Source organism: Chromohalobacter sp. (assembly GCF_039830575.1).
Taxonomy (GTDB): Bacteria; Pseudomonadota; Gammaproteobacteria; order Pseudomonadales; family Halomonadaceae; genus Chromohalobacter; species Chromohalobacter israelensis.
The window spans coordinates 81,027-96,840 of record NZ_JBDOOX010000008.1; the positions used below are offsets into that span (position 1 = coordinate 81,027).

Genomic DNA, 15,814 nt, shown 5'->3' on the forward strand with positions numbered 1-15,814 from the left:
ATACCCCGTTGGTTAGAAGCGGTAGTGAGAGAAGGCTTTGTTGGCATCTGCCATGCGATGCACGTCTTCACGCTTCTTCACAGCAGCACCCTTGCCTTCGGCGGCGTCCAGCATTTCGCCAGCGAGGCGCTGCACCATGGTCTTCTCACCACGGCTGCGCGCCGCATCCACCAGCCAACGCATGGCCAGCGCCTGACGGCGTGAGGGACGAACCTCCACGGGCACCTGATAGGTCGCACCGCCGACACGGCGGGACTTGACCTCGACCATCGGCTGGATGGTTTCCAGCGCCTTGTCGAAGATCTCCAGCGGCTCATCCTTACTACGCTCGGCAACCTTGTCCAGCGCACCGTAAACGATACGCTCAGCTACAGACTTCTTGCCGCTGACCATCAGGTGGTTCATGAACTTCGCCAGGCGCTCACTTCCGAATTTCGGATCCGGCAGAATTTCGCGCTTGGCTACAACTTTTCTTCTAGGCATGATAAGCCCTCGTTTCGAAGGGTCCTTCAGGTAAACTCGAGACGACGCATCGCGCGCTCGACCTTACTCTTATCAGACCGACAACAGATGGATTCCCGACCGCCTTACGCTCAAGACTTGGGACGCTTGGTACCGTACTTGGAACGGCCCTGACGACGGTTCTGAACACCCGAGGTATCCAGAGCACCACGCACGGTGTGATAACGCACACCCGGCAAGTCCTTTACGCGACCGCCGCGAATCAGGACCACGGAGTGCTCCTGAAGGTTGTGGCCTTCACCGCCGATGTAGGAAGCCACTTCGTAGCCGTTGGTCAGGCGCACACGGCAAACCTTACGCAACGCCGAGTTCGGCTTCTTCGGGGTAGTAGTGTAGACGCGGGTGCAGACCCCACGCTTTTGCGGGCAAGACTGCAGCGCCGGCACGTCGCTCTTGGCGACCGGGCGCTTGCGCGGCTTGCGCACGAGCTGATTGATCGTTGCCATATCTGTAGCTGACTCCAGTGGTTGCCAAACCTTTCAACAATGCGACAGGACGCACCCACCCCACTGTTAAAGGCTGCGCATTCTAATGTCTGGCGGGGAGCCGCGTCAAGTCCGGCGCCGCGTGGGCGCCGGTCCTGGCGGCGTCACACCTAGAGGTCGTCGTCCTCGGCATCCAACGCGGTAAGCTGGGCACCCAGCTCCTGTTCGACGTCGAAGGCCGACGGGTTGGCCGTGCTCTCGGGATCCTCGCGCCGGCGGCGGCGTTCGGCATGGTGGGCCAGGCCCGTGCCGGCCGGCACCAGGCGACCCACCACGACGTTCTCCTTGAGACCGCGCAGATAATCGCGCTTGCCGGTGACGGCGGCCTCGGTGAGCACGCGCGTGGTCTCCTGGAACGAAGCCGCGGAGATGAACGACTCGGTGGCCAGGCTTGCCTTGGTGATACCCAGCAGCAGCCGGTCGTACTTGGCCGGAAACTTGTCTTCCTGAGCCAGGCGCTGGTTCTCCTCGAGCACGCGGACGAACTCCACCTGATCACCCGTGATGAAGGAAGAATCCCCGGAATCGGTGATTTCTACCTTGCGCAGCATCTGGCGCACGATGACCTCGATGTGCTTGTCATCGATCACCACGCCCTGCAGACGATAGACGTCCTGAATCTCGGCGGTGATGTACTTGGCCAGCTCGGCCACGCCCAGCAGACGCAGGATGTCGTGCGGGTTGCTGGGACCATCGGAGATGACCTCGCCCTTCTCGACGGTCTCGCCCTCGAACACCCCGATCTGACGCCATTTGGGGATCAGCATCTCGAGCGGATCGCCCTCTTCCGGGGTGATCGTCAGACGACGCTTGCCCTTGGTTTCCTTGCCGAAGCTGATGGTACCTGTGACCTCGGCGAGGATGGCCGGTTCCTTGGGCTTGCGCGCCTCGAACAGATCCGCGACACGCGGGAGACCCCCGGTGATGTCCTTGTTGCCGGACGCTTCCACCGGGATGCGCGCGATGACTTCGCCAACGCCCACCTGGCCGCCGTTCTCGACCGAGATGATCGCCTTGCCCGGCAGCATGTACTGAACCGGCGTGTTGGAGCCCGGCAACGTGACATGCCCGCCGTTTTCGTCGAGCAGCATGATCATGGGGCGCTTGTCACGCCCGGAGGCGGGACGGCTGGCGCTTTCGATCACCTCGATGTTCGACAGGCCGGTCATCTCGTCCACGCTACGGTGGATGGTCAGACCTTCCTCCATATCGCTGAACTGGACCTTGCCCTCGACCTCGGCGACGACCGGGTGAGTGTGCGGATCCCACTTGGCGACCGGCGTTCCCGCTTCGACCATGTCACCGTCACGCACCGACAGCTCGGCACCGTACGGCAGCTTGTAGTACTCGCGCTCGCGACCATGCTCGTCGGCGACGGCCAGGGCGCTGGAGCGAGAGACGACGACGAGCTTGCCGTCGCTGCGCTCGACGTGCTTGATGTTGTGCAGACGCACCGTGCCGCCATGCTTGACCTGCACGCTATCCACCGCCGAGGCACGCGATGCCGCACCACCGATGTGGAACGTGCGCATGGTGAGCTGGGTGCCCGGCTCGCCGATGGACTGCGCGGCGATGACGCCCACGGCCTCACCGACGTTGACCTGGTGGCCACGCGCCAGATCGCGCCCGTAGCACGCCGAGCAGACGCCATGCGCGGTTTCGCAGGTGATGGCGCTGCGCACGACGATCTCGTCCACGCCCATGGTGTCGAGACGCGCACACCAGGCTTCATCGAGCAGCGTGCCACGCGCGATCAACACGTCGTCGGTCGCCGGATCGACGACATCCTGGGCCACGACGCGACCCAGCACGCGCTGTGCCAGCGAGACGATGACATCACCGCCCTCGATCACCGGATGCAGCGTCAGACCGTCTTCGGTGCCGCAGTCTTCTTCGGTGATGACCAGGTCCTGCGAGACATCGACCAGACGACGTGTCAGGTAACCGGAGTTGGCGGTTTTCAGCGCCGTATCCGCGAGGCCCTTACGTGCGCCGTGGGTCGAGATGAAGTACTGCAGGACGTTCAGGCCTTCACGGAAGTTGGCGGTGATCGGGGTCTCGATGATCGAGCCGTCCGGCTTGGCCATCAGACCGCGCATGCCCGCCAGCTGACGGATCTGGGCAGCGCTACCACGCGCCCCGGAGTCCGCCATGATGAAGACGCTGTTGAACGAGTCCTGCTCGACTTCGTTGCCTTCGCGATCGATGGCGGTTTCCTTGGAAATGCCCGCCATCATCGCCTTGGCCACCTTGTCGTTGGCCTTGGACCAGATATCGATGACCTTGTTGTACTTCTCGCCGGCCGTCACGAGGCCCGAGGAGAACTGGTTCTCGATTTCCTTCACTTCCTCTTCGGCCCCGTCGACGATTTCCTTCTTCGAGTCGGGGATGACGAAGTCGTTGACACCGATCGAAGCGCCGGACCAGGTCGCCAGACGGAAGCCGGTATACATCAACTGGTCGGCGAAGATCACCGTGTCCTTGAGACCGGAACGGCGATACACGGCGTTGATCAGCCCGGAGATCGCCTTCTTCTTCATCGGCTGGTCGACCAGCTCGAACGGCATGCCCTTGGGCAGAATGCGGTACAGCAAGGCACGCCCGACCGTGGTGTCATGGATCTTGGTGCTCGAGGTCCACTCCCCTCCGTCTTCGTCGCGATCGTACTCGGTCAGACGCACTTTCACCCGTGCATGCAGCGACACCGACTGGGTACCGAATGCACGCTCGACTTCGTCGAGGTTGGAGAACACCATGCCTTCGCCCGGCGCCCCGATCTTCTCGCGCGTCATGTAGTACAGCCCAAGCACCACGTCCTGGGACGGCACGATGATCGGCTCGCCGTTGGCCGGCGACAGCACGTTGTTGGTGGCCATCATCAGGGTGCGCGACTCGAGCTGGGCTTCCAGCGTCAACGGCACGTGAACGGCCATCTGGTCGCCGTCGAAGTCGGCGTTGTAGGCGGCACACACCAGCGGGTGCAGCTGAATCGCCTTGCCTTCGATCAACAGCGGCTCGAACGCCTGGATGCCCAGACGGTGCAGCGTCGGCGCGCGGTTGAGCAGCACCGGATGCTCGCGGATGACATCGGCGAGGATGTCCCACACTTCCGGCAGTTCGCGCTCGACCATCTTCTTGGCCGCCTTGATGGTGGACGCCTGACCGCCCGCCTGCAGCTTGGAGTAGATGAACGGCTTGAACAGCTCCAGCGCCATCTTCTTGGGCAGACCGCACTGATGCAGACGCAGCGTCGGACCGACGGTGATGACCGAGCGGCCGGAATAGTCGACACGCTTGCCCAGCAGGTTCTGACGGAAGCGACCCTGCTTGCCCTTGATCATGTCGGCGAGCGACTTCAGCGGACGCTTGTTGGAACCGGTGATGGCACGACCACGGCGACCGTTGTCGAGCAATGCGTCGACGGATTCCTGCAGCATGCGCTTCTCGTTGCGCACGATGATGTCCGGCGCATTGAGGTCGAGCAGACGCTTGAGGCGGTTGTTGCGGTTGATGACGCGACGGTACAGATCGTTGAGATCCGAGGTCGCGAAACGACCGCCATCCAGCGGCACCAGCGGACGCAGGTCCGGCGGCAGTACCGGCAGCACCTCCATGATCATCCAGGCCGGATCGTTTCCGGACTTCTGGAAGGCCTCCAGCAGCTTCAAGCGCTTGGAAAGCTTCTTGATCTTGGTTTCGGAGTTGGTCTGCGGAATCTCTTCACGCAGGCGCTCGATTTCCTCGTCGAGATCGACGTCGTTGAGCAGCGCCTGAACCGCCTCGGCACCCATGCGGGCATCGAAGTCGTCGCCGAACTCTTCGAGGGCTTCGAAATACTGCTCGTCGTTGAGCAGCTGGCCGCGCTCCAGCGTGGTCATGCCCGGATCGATGACCATGAAGCTTTCGAAATACAGCACACGCTCGATGTCACGCAGGGTCATGTCGAGGAACATGCCGATGCGCGACGGCAGCGATTTCAGGAACCAGATATGCGCGACCGGGGCGGCCAGCTCGATGTGCCCCATGCGCTCGCGACGCACGGCGGCCTTGGTCACTTCGACGCCGCACTTCTCGCAGATGATGCCACGATGCTTCATGCGCTTGTACTTACCGCACAAGCACTCGTAATCCTTGACCGGACCGAAGATCTTGGCGCAGAACAGGCCATCACGCTCGGGCTTGAACGTACGGTAGTTGATGGTCTCAGGCTTCTTGACTTCGCCGTAAGACCACGAGCGAATCATGTCCGGCGACGCGAGCGTGATCTTGATCGCGTCGAATTCTTCGGACTGTGCCTGCGATTTGAGGACTTTCACCAAATCTTTCATGGGGTCGGCTCCGTAGCGGAGTTGTCATGAGCGGGGCCCGCAGGCCCCGCGGACCGTCATTCGTCAGCGTGAGACGCTCAGCCTTCCAGCTCGATATCGATACCCAGCGAGCGGATTTCCTTCACCAATACGTTGAAGGATTCCGGCATGCCCGCCTGCATCGAGTGGTCGCCGTCGACGATGTTCTTGTACATCTTGGTACGCCCTTCCACGTCGTCGGACTTGACGGTCAGCATTTCCTGCAAGGTGTAGGCCGCGCCGTAGGCTTCCAGCGCCCAGACCTCCATCTCGCCGAAGCGCTGGCCACCGAACTGCGCCTTGCCGCCCAGCGGTTGCTGAGTGACCAGCGAGTACGAACCGGTGGAACGCGCGTGCATCTTGTCGTCGACCAGGTGGTTGAGCTTGAGCATGTACATGTAGCCCACCGTCACCTGGCGATCGAAGGCATCGCCCGTACGCCCGTCGTAGAGCGTCATCTGACCGGAATCCGGCAGGTCGGCCAGGGTCAAGAGATGCTTGATCTCATGCTCCTTGGCCCCGTCGAACACCGGTGTCGCGACCGGCACGCCGCTGCGCAGGTTCTTGGCCAGCGTGATGATCTCGTCATCGCTGAGCGAGTCGATATCCTCCTGGCGCGTTTCGGCGGTGTTGTACACCTGCCCCAGGAAGTCACGAATCTCGGCGACCTGCTGCTGACGCGCATCACGCAGCATGCGGTCGATCTTGACCCCGAGGCCGTTGGCGGCCATGCCCAGGTGGGTCTCGAGAATCTGACCGACGTTCATGCGCGACGGTACGCCCAACGGGTTGAGCACCACATCGACAGGCTCGCCGTTATCGTCGAACGGCATGTCCTCGATCGGCATGATCGACGAAATGACACCCTTGTTGCCGTGGCGGCCCGCCATCTTGTCGCCGGACTGGATGCGACGCTTGACGGCCAGGTAGACCTTGACGATCTTGAGCACGCCCGGCGCCAGGTCATCGCCTTGAGTCAACTTGCGCTTCTTGTCCTCGAAACGCTCGTCCATCTCCTTGCGACGGTTCTCCAGCTGCTCGTCGGCCTGGGCCAGCAGCTCGTTGAGCGACTCGTCCTGCATGCGCAGCTTGAACCACTGGCTGCGCGGCAGCTCGTCGAGGTAAGCCTCGTCGAGGGTGTCGCCTTTCTTGAGCTTGGGCCCGCCGTTGACCGGCTGACCGATCAGGGCGCGCTTGAGACGCTCGAAAGTCGCCTCTTCGGCGATGCGATAGGTTTCCTGAAGGTCCTTGCGCACTTCGTCGAGCTGGCTTTGCTCGATGGAAAGCGCACGCGAATCCTTCTCGACCCCGTCACGGGTGAAGACCTGCACGTCGATGACCGTACCCTTCATCCCGGTCGGCGCACGCAGCGAGGTGTCCTTCACGTCGGACGCCTTCTCGCCGAAGATCGCACGCAGGAGCTTTTCCTCCGGCGTCAGCTGGGTCTCGCCCTTGGGCGTGACCTTGCCCACCAGGATGTCGCCCGCGCCGACCTCGGCACCGATATAGACGATGCCCGCGTCGTCGAGCTTGCCGAGTGCCGCCTCACCGACGTTGGGGATGTCCGAGGAGATCTCTTCGGCGCCCAGCTTGGTGTCACGCGACACACAGGTCAGCTCCTGGATGTGGATGCTGGTGAAGCGGTCCTCTTCGACCACACGCTCCGAGATCAGAATCGAGTCCTCGAAGTTGTAGCCATTCCACGGCATGAAGGCCATGCGCATGTTCTGACCCAGCGCCAGGTCCCCCATGTCGACGGACGGACCGTCGGCGAGGATGTCGCCGCGCGCCACTACATCGCCGGGACGCACGATCGGACGCTGGTTCATGCACGTGTTCTGGTTGGAGCGCACGTACTTGGTCAGGTTGTAGATATCGACGCCCGCTTCGCCGCCGATGATCTCGTCCTCGTTGATCCGCACCACGATGCGCTTGGCATCGACGGAGTCGATCACGCCGCCACGCCGGGCTACCGCGCAGACACCGGAGTCGCGTGCCACGAAGCGCTCCATGCCCGTCCCCACCAGAGGCTTTTCCGCCTTCAGGGTCGGCACCGCCTGACGCTGCATGTTCGAGCCCATCAGGGCGCGGTTGGCGTCATCGTGCTCGAGGAACGGGATCAGCGCCGCCGCCACGGACACCACCTGACGCGGCGAGACGTCCATCAGGGTGACCTTGTCTGGTGCCATGAAGGTCGTCTCGCCCTTGTGGCGGACCTGCACCAGGTCGTCGGTCAGCTTGTTGGACTCATCCACCGTGGCCGAAGCCTGGGCGATGATGAAGTCGCCTTCCTCGATGGCCGACAGATGCACGACCTCATCGGTGACCTGGCGGTCGACCACCTTGCGATACGGCGTCTCGAGGAAACCATAGCTGTTGGTGTGACTGTAGGTCGCCAACGAGTTGATCAGGCCGATGTTGGGGCCTTCAGGCGTCTCGATCGGACACAGGCGACCATAGTGGGTCGCGTGAACGTCGCGGACCTCGAAACCGGCGCGTTCGCGGGTCAGACCACCTGGCCCGAGCGCGGACACGCGACGCTTGTGCGTGACCTCGGAAAGCGGGTTGTTCTGGTCCATGAACTGCGACAGCTGGCTGGAGCCGAAGAACTCCTTGACCGCGGCCGCCACCGGCTTGGCGTTGATCAGGTCCTGCGGCATCAGGCCTTCGCTCTCCGCCATGGAGAGACGCTCCTTGACCGCACGCTCGACGCGCACCAGGCCCACGCGGAACTGGTTTTCGGCCATCTCGCCGACGCAGCGGATGCGGCGGTTGCCCAGGTGATCGATATCGTCGACTTCGCCGAAGCCGTTACGGATATTGATCAGCTCGCGCATGACATCGAGGATGTCCTGGTTGTCGAGCACGCCGGAGCCCGTGTCGCCTTCACGGCGCAGGCGGCGATTGAACTTCATCCGACCGACGCCCGAGAGGTCGTAACGGTCCTCGGTGAAGAACAGGTTGTGGAACAGCGTCTCGGCCGCTTCCTTGGTGGGCGGCTCGCCGGGACGCATCATGCGATAGATCTCGACCAACGCCTCGAGCTGAGAGTGCGTGGTGTCGATCTTCAACGTATCGGAGACGAACGGCCCCGTGTCGAGGTCGTTGGTATACAGCGTCTCGAGCGTCGTGATCCCCGCCTGCCCGATCTTCTCGAGCAGCTCGGGGGTGATCTCGGTATTGCATTCGCAGACCAGCTCGCCGGTGTTCGGATCGACCTGATCCTTGGCCAGGGTCTTGCCGAACAGGTACTCCATCGGCACGTCGAGACGCTCGAGGCCGGCTTTTTCCATCTGGCGAATGTGCTTCTGGGTAATCCGGCGACCTTCCTCGACGATGAGGTTGCCCTCGCCATCCTTGATGTCGAAGGTGGCCGTTTCACCGCGCAGCCGCGAAGGCACCAGTTCGACACTGAAGCCCGACTTCTCGATATGGAAGGTGCTGGTGTCGAAAAATGTCTCGAGGATCTCCTCGGCGCTCATGCCCAGCGCACGCAGCAGCACCGTGGCCGGCAGCTTGCGGCGACGGTCGATACGCACGTAGACGTTGTCCTTGGGATCGAACTCGAAATCCAGCCAGGAACCGCGATACGGAATGATACGCGCGGAGTACAGCAGCTTGCCGGACGAGTGGCTCTTGCCCTTGTCGTGGTCGAAGAACACACCCGGCGAGCGATGGAGCTGGGAGACGATGACGCGCTCGGTACCGTTGACGACGAAGGTACCGTTCTCGGTCATCAGGGGGATTTCCCCCATGTAGACTTCCTGCTCCTTGATGTCCTTGATCGCCTTGGTGGACGAGTCCTTGTCATAGATGATCAAGCGCACCTTGACCCGCAGCGGCGCCGAATAGGTCACGCCACGCAGTTGGCATTCCTTGACGTCGAACGCCGGGGTGCCAAAGCGATAGCTGACATACTCGAGAGCGGCATTGCCGGAAAAGCTCTCGATCGGGAACACGGACTTGAAAGCAGCATGCAAGCCGACGTCGAGACGTTCTTCGATCGCCCGGTCCTGCTGGAGGAAGTCGAAGTAGGAATCAAGCTGAATGGCCAGCAGGTAAGGCACATCCATCACTTGGGGCAGTTTGCCGAAATCCTTGCGGATGCGTTTTTTCTCAGTGTATGAGTAAGCCATCTGTATTCCCCAGCTTGTTCACCTTGGGTGACCGGTGCGTGGTCGGCGCCGCCTGAAGGGACTCCCCGTCAGGCGCTGACGGCAAGCCCCCAAAAGAGCTCGCCGTCGGAATTCGTCTAGTCAGACACGTGGCATTCTGGCTAGCAGCAACAGAAAAAGGCCGGCAGCGGGAGAGCCCGCCGCCAGCCATGAAGCTTACGCAGCGCGTAGAGCCATGGTCACCGAAGTTACTTGAGTTCCACGGATGCGCCAGCTTCTTCCAGCTTGGTCTTGGCTGCTTCGGCATCTTCCTTGGACATGCCTTCCTTGAGGGTCGCCGGGACGCCGTCGACGGCACCCTTGGCTTCCTTGAGGCCCAGCCCGGTGATCTCGCGGACCACCTTGATGACGTTGACCTTCTTGTCGCCAGCGCCGGTCAGCACCAGGTCGAATTCGGTCTGTTCTTCGGCAGCTTCGCCTTCACCACCAGCGCCCGGGCCAGCCACGACGGCTGCAGCAGCGGAAACGCCGAACTTTTCTTCCATGGCGGAAATCAGTTCAGCCACTTCCATCACGGACATTTCGGCGACGGCGTTGATGATGTCTTCTTGAGTCAGTGCCATTGTCACATTCCTAACTTTGCGGGAGCCTCGCGATCAGCGGGCTCATTGATACAGGGTTCGTGCCAGAGTGTCGGAAGGCTCGCCGATCAGGCGGCTTCTTCCTGTTTCTGGTCACGCAACGCAGCGAGAGTACGAACCAGCTTGCCGGCCGATGCTTCCTTCATGACGGACATCAGCTTGGCGATGGCTTCGTCGCGAGTCGGCAGCGTCGCCAGGCGGTCGAGTTCGGAAGCCGGGATGAACTCGCCTTCGTATGCCAGCGCCTTGACCTCGAAGTCCTTCTCGTTCTTGGCGAACTCCTTGAACAAGCGAGCGGCAGCGCCCGGGTGCTCATAGGAGAAGGCCAACAGAGTCGGGCCCGAGAAGGTCTCGTTCAGGCACTCCCAGGGAGTGCCCTCGAGGGCGCGGCGTGCCAGGGTGTTGCGCACAACACGGACCTGCACGCCATTCTCGCGTGCCTGCTTGCGCAATTCGGTCATCGCGCTGACAGCCACACCACGAGAATCGGCAACGACGACGGAGAGCGCATCTTGTGCGGCTTCACTGACCTCGGCAACGATCGCTTTCTTGCCTTCGAGTGCTAGTGGCACAGTGATCACTCCTTCGTGCCGGAAGCCCTGCCGGGCGTTCCGGTGGTTACCATCTCCCCCCTCCGGTCCTTGCGGCGGTGGGGGGCCTGGGTGATGGTGCTCACCAGAAGACTGGCGGCAACACCATCTGCGCAGGCACCTTTTCAGGTCGATTAAGCCGGCTTCGCGCACGAAGCACGGCACCTGCGGTCTTTGACGGTGCCCCGCCGTCACGCCTTGACGTCGCGCACGGGGACCGCAAAGTTACTGCCTGTTACCGGGAATCACACGTAAGCGCTGTGATCCACGGTCAGCCCTGGCCCCATGGTAGTGGACAGGGTGATTTTCTTGAAGTAGACGCCCTTGGACGTGCTGGGCTTGAGACGCTTGAGGTCGCCCACCAGTGCATCCAGGTTGCCCTTGATGGCGCTGGCATCGAAATCGACCTTGCCGATCGCAGCATGGATGATGCCGTTCTTGTCAGTACGGAAACGTACCTGACCCGCCTTGGCGTTCTTGACGGCCGTGGCGACATCGGGCGTCACGGTGCCGACCTTGGGGTTCGGCATCAGGCCGCGCGGGCCGAGGATCTGACCCAGCTGGCCGACGACGCGCATGGCATCGGGAGCGGCGACCACGACATCGAAGTCCAGGTTGCCCTTCTTCACTTCTTCGGCCAGGTCTTCCATGCCGACCACATCGGCACCGGCTTCCTTCGCGGCGTCAGCGGCGGCGCCCTGCGCGAAGACGGCAACGCGGGCATCTTTGCCCGTGCCGTTGGGCATGACGGTAGCGCCACGCACGACCTGGTCGGATTTGCGCGGATCGACGCCGAGGTTGATGGAGACTTCGACGGATTCCTTGAACTTGACCGTAGACACTTCGGACAGCAGAGCGACGGCGTCTTCCAGGTTATAGACCTTGGACGTGTCGACCTTTTCGCGGAGCATCTGCGCGCGCTTGGTAAGCTTGGCCATGATCAGAGACCCTCCACGTTGAGGCCCATGCTACGGGCACTGCCTGCAATGGTGCGGACAGCCGCATCAAGGTCGGAAGCCGTCAAGTCGGGCTCCTTGGTCTTGGCGATCTCTTCCAGCTGTTCGCGTGTCACGGTACCGACCTTGGTCTTGTTCGGCACGCCGGAGCCGGATTTGATACCCGCTGCCTTCTTCAACAGCACAGCCGCCGGCGGCGTCTTGGTGATGAAGGTGAAGCTGCGGTCGGAATAGACCGTGATGACGACCGGTGTCGGCAGTCCGGGCTCGATATCCTGGGTCTCGGCGTTGAACGCCTTGCAGAACTCCATGATATTGACGCCGTGCTGACCCAGCGCGGGGCCCACGGGGGGACTCGGGTTGGCCTTGCCCGCTGCAACCTGCAGCTTGATATAGGCCTGTACTTTCTTCGCCATGTTTAACTCCAGTTGGGTGTTAGCGCCTTGCGGCTCCCCGGTTCAGCGAGGCCCGGAGGCCTCCACGACATGCACCGGCTCACGAAAGCCGGCGCATTGAATTCAGTCTTTCTCGACCTGCGCGAACTCGAGCTCCACTGGCGTGGAACGCCCGAAGATCAGCACACTGACCTGCAGACGGCTCTTCTCGTAGTTGACCTCTTCCACGACGCCGTTGAAGTCGGCAAAGGGGCCATCCACGACACGCACGGTCTCGCCCGGATCGAACAACGTCTTGGGGCGCGGCTTGTCCGTGCCATCCTGCACACGACGCAGAATGCCATCGGCTTCCTTCTGCGTGATCGGCGCCGGCTTTTCCGGCGTACCGCCGATGAACCCCATCACGCGTGGCGTTTCGTTCACCAGGTGCCAGGACGCATCGGTCATTTCCATCTCGACCAGCACGTACCCGGGATAGAACTTGCGCTCGCTCTTGCGGCGCTTGCCATCGCGCATCTCGACGACTTCTTCGGTCGGCACCAGAATTTCGCCAAACTGGTCTTCCATGCCATACATCTTGACGCGCTCCATCAGGGAGCGCATCACATGCTTTTCGAAGCCGGAGTAGGCGTGGACGACGTACCAACGCTTGGACATGAAAACTCCTAACCTATGATGCCGGACATGATCCAGCCGAGAAGCGTATCGATCAGCCACAGCATGATGCCGACCAGCAGCACGGCGACCAGGACGATGGCGGTTGTCTGGATGGTCTCGGGGCGCGTCGGCCATACCACGCGCCGAATCTCCTTGCGAGAACCACGTGCCAGCTCGGCCAGGGCACGCCCCTTGGTGGTGGTCAAGGCGACCGCAGCGGCGGCAACACCCAGTGCCACGACGCCCAGCACGCGATACAGCAGCGCTTGATCGGCAAAATATGCATTGCCTGCCACCGCCAGAACGACAAGAATGACGACGAGCGCCCACTTGGCGACATCGTAGCGCGACCCTTGCACCTCGGCGCTTTGTTTCATGGAAAGGGACTCCTAAAGGCGCGGCAAGCGTAACAAGAAAGAATAAAGGAAGAACCAGCGCTGAGGAAGGCTGGCAGGCCAGGAGGGAATCGAACCCCCAACCTGCGGTTTTGGAGACCGCTGCTCTGCCAATTGAGCTACTGGCCTATACTCTGCAACCTGACGCTTGCTGGCAGCGCATTTGCTACAGCGCGCGCCATGATAGCTAACGACAACTAGGAAGGCAACCCAATTGTGTAACACCTGAGCGAGAGACTCTCGCCAATTATGGAGCTCATGGACGGATTTGAACCGTCGACCTCACCCTTACCAAGGGTGTGCTCTACCCCTGAGCTACATGAGCATTCAACTTGGAGCGGGCAGCGGGGATCGAACCCGCATCATCAGCTTGGAAGGCTGAGGTTCTACCATTGAACTATGCCCGCCTGCCCACTCTTCGCTTGCGTCCACAGGCTGACGATCAAGCATCAAATCTGGTGGAGGGGGAAGGATTCGAACCTTCGAAGCTTTCGCGGCAGATTTACAGTCTGCTCCCTTTGGCCACTCGGGAACCCCTCCAACGTGGCGACGAATTCTACGGCTTTTGAGAGATGTGTCAAGCACTTATTTTACAATGCTTTTTCTCTCGCCGCGACTCCGTCGGCCCGAAACGCGCAGCATTGTGTCAAAGCAGCATCGAGAATGCAAGGCTGGCACGCACTTTTTCCAATGGCGGCGCTGGCGGCGGGGGCGGCGCACCGGACAGTCGCCCGGCACGCTCGGCGGCCGTCATCGGGAAGCAGGTTTCGAGTCCTGCATAGACCATGTCGGGCCATATCGCATGAGGGACACGCAGTCCCCGCGACACGACCCGTGCATCCCCGCCCGTGAGCAACAGCGGTAGCGCCACACCCTCGCGATCGCACACTTCACTGTAGATACGATTGACGGCACTCACCGCTGACATGTAGATACCGTGATTGACCGCCTCGACGGTATTGCGGCCGGGGGCCAGCAGCTCGTCCGCCTCGCTGTCGGGATCGATGGCCACGTTGCGCGTCCCCAACTTGAGGCTTTCCTTCATCAAGCGCAGCCCGGGAATGATGTACCCCCCCAGGTGACGGCCACCGGGCAGCACGAAGTCCATGGTGATCGCACTGCCGCAATCGACGCTACAGCAACCGCCCGTCAGCTGATAGCCGGCGAGCACTCCCATCCAGCGATCGACCCCCAGGCGGGCGGGCTCTTCATACCCGCAGCTGACGCCCAGGGCCTCCGGCGTCGAGCGCGCGACATGCACGGCGCCGACCTGCCGACGCAACAGCGCCACCGTATCGCGCAGCACCGAGGCCCGAGCCACGCTCGATATCCGTACCGCCTCGACCACATCGAGGTCCGGTATGTCGGCACCCGGGCGCCACTCCTCGCGCGTCCACACGGCACCGCGTGAGCGGATCTCGCTGCTTGCGACATCCTTCAGGCGCCACTTGGAAAGCGTATTGCCGATATCCAGGTCCAGAATCATGAGCGTAGGCGCAGGCTGATTTCACCACCGGCCAGGAGCCGGGCTTGTCCGTCGACGTTGACGCGCAGGTTGCCGGTATCATCCACCCCCTCGGCCACCGCCACATAGGCCTGCGTGCCCTGGTGGACATCGATTTCCTGCCCTGCATAGGCATTGCGACGATTCCATGCATCACGCCATGGCTCGAAACCATGCGTCTCGAAACGCGGCAGCATGCCCAGCAGGGCTTCGATCAAGGAGGCGGCCAGGGCATTCCGCGAGACGCTCGGCACTACGTCGCGCAATGCCGCGATGGGCTGATCCACGCTCTCGCGAAGACTGTCGGGGAGCTCGACGTTGAGCCCGATGCCGATCACCACCTCGCAAGGACCGGCCACATCACCACTGACCTCCAGCAGTATGCCTGCCAGCTTGGCAGGTCCCTGCTCTCGACACAGCAGGACGTCGTTGGGCCATTTGAGCGCCACCGGTGCCGAAAGCTGCTCCAGCACTTCCGCCAATACCACGCCGACCGCCAGGCTCAAGCCCTCCAGCGCCGAGGCCCCCTCGTCGAAACGCCACCCCAGCGAAAACACCAGGCCACGTCCCCACGGGGAGAGCCAGTCGCGTCCACGCCGGCCTCGGCCAGCGGTCTGGCTCTCCGCCAAGCATACCTCGGCATGTCCGGCACCCTGCTGGAAACGTTCGCGCAGGAAGCTGTTCGTCGACACGAGCTCGTCTTCGACGAACAGGCGCGTCAGGTGATGACGAGGCTCCGCCGGCAGCCTTTCTATGATGGCCGGGCCGGAAAGCAGGTCCAACGGTGCGGTCAGACGGTATCCCACCCCTTTGACCGCTTCGAGCTGAAGCCCCATGGATTCCAGCTTCTTGAGCTGCTTCCACACTGCGGTGCGCGACACGCCGAGCTTTTCGCCCAATTGTTCGCCGGAGTGGTACTCGCCGTCGCTCAGCAGACGAATCAAGTCGCCAATCGTCATTCCGGTCGTCCCCGTCGGGAAAAAACGACATTCTAACGAAATGCGGCTCGCCGGGGGAGCGTGCCCGACCAAAGCGCAACAAATCGGCGGCCGTGCGGGAGCTGTCCCCGACAAACGGCGCGCCACCCGCCCACGAAAAAACCCCCGCTGGCCTGGGCCAACGGGGGTTTCCGGGATAAATGCCTGACGATGACCTACTCTCGCATGGGGAGGCCCCACACTACCATCGGCGCTGAGCGGTTTCACTGC

At 62.2% G+C, this 15,814-nt stretch carries 12 protein-coding genes and 4 tRNA genes; all 16 read right to left on the reverse strand.

Translation table 11 applies throughout. The annotated features are described in order from the left end of the window. Positions 1 to 12: 12 nt before the first annotated feature. Positions 13 to 483 (reverse strand): 30S ribosomal protein S7, encoded by a 471-nt coding sequence (rpsG, locus tag ABGX75_RS06905; RefSeq protein WP_011505725.1) that lies wholly within the window; start codon positions 481 to 483, stop codon positions 13 to 15. A gap of 110 nt (positions 484 to 593) precedes the next feature. Continuing rightward, positions 594 to 968, reverse strand: coding sequence for a 30S ribosomal protein S12 (gene rpsL / locus ABGX75_RS06910; RefSeq protein ID WP_011505724.1), 375 nt, complete (start codon positions 966 to 968; stop codon positions 594 to 596). 149 nt (positions 969 to 1,117) lie between these two features. Next, a complete protein-coding gene (rpoC, locus tag ABGX75_RS06915; RefSeq protein WP_011505723.1) occupies positions 1,118 to 5,335 on the reverse strand; it encodes a DNA-directed RNA polymerase subunit beta' in 4,218 nt (1,405 codons plus the stop codon). A gap of 77 nt (positions 5,336 to 5,412) precedes the next feature. Further along, positions 5,413 to 9,489, reverse strand: coding sequence for a DNA-directed RNA polymerase subunit beta (gene rpoB / locus ABGX75_RS06920; protein WP_035415397.1), 4,077 nt, complete (start codon positions 9,487 to 9,489; stop codon positions 5,413 to 5,415). A gap of 227 nt (positions 9,490 to 9,716) precedes the next feature. After that, entirely contained in the window at positions 9,717 to 10,091 is a 375-nt protein-coding gene (gene rplL, locus ABGX75_RS06925) for a 50S ribosomal protein L7/L12 (RefSeq protein ID WP_011505721.1), read from the reverse strand. An 86-nt stretch (positions 10,092 to 10,177) separates the two neighbouring features. Beyond that, a complete protein-coding gene (gene rplJ, locus ABGX75_RS06930; protein WP_011505720.1) occupies positions 10,178 to 10,681 on the reverse strand; it encodes a 50S ribosomal protein L10 in 504 nt (167 codons plus the stop codon). Between the two features lie 263 nt (positions 10,682 to 10,944). Then, a complete protein-coding gene (gene rplA / locus ABGX75_RS06935; RefSeq protein ID WP_011505719.1) occupies positions 10,945 to 11,637 on the reverse strand; it encodes a 50S ribosomal protein L1 in 693 nt (230 codons plus the stop codon). Between the two features lie 2 nt (positions 11,638 to 11,639). Continuing rightward, a complete protein-coding gene (rplK, locus tag ABGX75_RS06940; RefSeq protein WP_011505718.1) occupies positions 11,640 to 12,071 on the reverse strand; it encodes a 50S ribosomal protein L11 in 432 nt (143 codons plus the stop codon). 102 nt (positions 12,072 to 12,173) lie between these two features. After that, positions 12,174 to 12,707, reverse strand: coding sequence for a transcription termination/antitermination protein NusG (nusG, locus tag ABGX75_RS06945; RefSeq protein WP_011505717.1), 534 nt, complete (start codon positions 12,705 to 12,707; stop codon positions 12,174 to 12,176). Positions 12,708 to 12,715: 8 nt separating this feature from the next. After that, positions 12,716 to 13,084, reverse strand: a complete 369-nt coding sequence (secE, locus tag ABGX75_RS06950; protein WP_011505716.1) for a preprotein translocase subunit SecE — start codon at positions 13,082 to 13,084, stop codon at positions 12,716 to 12,718. Positions 13,085 to 13,155: 71 nt separating this feature from the next. Next, positions 13,156 to 13,231 (reverse strand) — tRNA-Trp (locus ABGX75_RS06955). A gap of 121 nt (positions 13,232 to 13,352) precedes the next feature. Continuing rightward, positions 13,353 to 13,427 (reverse strand) — tRNA-Thr (locus ABGX75_RS06960). An 8-nt stretch (positions 13,428 to 13,435) separates the two neighbouring features. Beyond that, a tRNA-Gly gene (locus ABGX75_RS06965) sits at positions 13,436 to 13,509 on the reverse strand. Between the two features lie 49 nt (positions 13,510 to 13,558). Continuing rightward, positions 13,559 to 13,642: transfer RNA gene (locus ABGX75_RS06970), tRNA-Tyr, on the reverse strand. 106 nt (positions 13,643 to 13,748) lie between these two features. Beyond that, positions 13,749 to 14,588, reverse strand: coding sequence for a type III pantothenate kinase (locus ABGX75_RS06975; protein ID WP_011505715.1), 840 nt, complete (start codon positions 14,586 to 14,588; stop codon positions 13,749 to 13,751). Then, positions 14,585 to 15,565: a biotin--[acetyl-CoA-carboxylase] ligase gene (locus tag ABGX75_RS06980; RefSeq protein WP_347410927.1), complete on the reverse strand. Its 981-nt coding sequence runs from the start codon at positions 15,563 to 15,565 to the stop codon at positions 14,585 to 14,587. The genes ABGX75_RS06975 and ABGX75_RS06980 overlap by 4 nt, the downstream gene beginning before the upstream one ends. Between the last annotated feature and the right edge of the window lie 249 nt (positions 15,566 to 15,814).

Bases quoted from the DNA above. Each gene is read 5' to 3' on its own strand.
- rpsG (WP_011505725.1), bottom strand. From the start codon at position 483: ATGCCTAGAAGAAAAGTTGTAGCCAAGCGCGAAATTCTGCCGGATCCG.
- rpsL (WP_011505724.1), bottom strand. From the start codon at position 968: ATGGCAACGATCAATCAGCTCGTGCGCAAGCCGCGCAAGCGCCCGGTC.
- rpoC (WP_011505723.1), bottom strand. From the start codon at position 5,335: ATGAAAGATTTGGTGAAAGTCCTCAAATCGCAGGCACAGTCCGAAGAA.
- rpoB (WP_035415397.1), bottom strand. From the start codon at position 9,489: ATGGCTTACTCATACACTGAGAAAAAACGCATCCGCAAGGATTTCGGC.
- rplL (WP_011505721.1), bottom strand. From the start codon at position 10,091: ATGGCACTGACTCAAGAAGACATCATCAACGCCGTCGCCGAAATGTCC.
- rplA (WP_011505719.1), bottom strand. From the start codon at position 11,637: ATGGCCAAGCTTACCAAGCGCGCGCAGATGCTCCGCGAAAAGGTCGAC.
- rplK (WP_011505718.1), bottom strand. From the start codon at position 12,071: ATGGCGAAGAAAGTACAGGCCTATATCAAGCTGCAGGTTGCAGCGGGC.
- nusG (WP_011505717.1), bottom strand. From the start codon at position 12,707: ATGTCCAAGCGTTGGTACGTCGTCCACGCCTACTCCGGCTTCGAAAAG.
- secE (WP_011505716.1), bottom strand. From the start codon at position 13,084: ATGAAACAAAGCGCCGAGGTGCAAGGGTCGCGCTACGATGTCGCCAAG.
- ABGX75_RS06975 (WP_011505715.1), bottom strand. From the start codon at position 14,588: ATGATTCTGGACCTGGATATCGGCAATACGCTTTCCAAGTGGCGCCTG.
- ABGX75_RS06980 (WP_347410927.1), bottom strand. From the start codon at position 15,565: ATGACGATTGGCGACTTGATTCGTCTGCTGAGCGACGGCGAGTACCAC.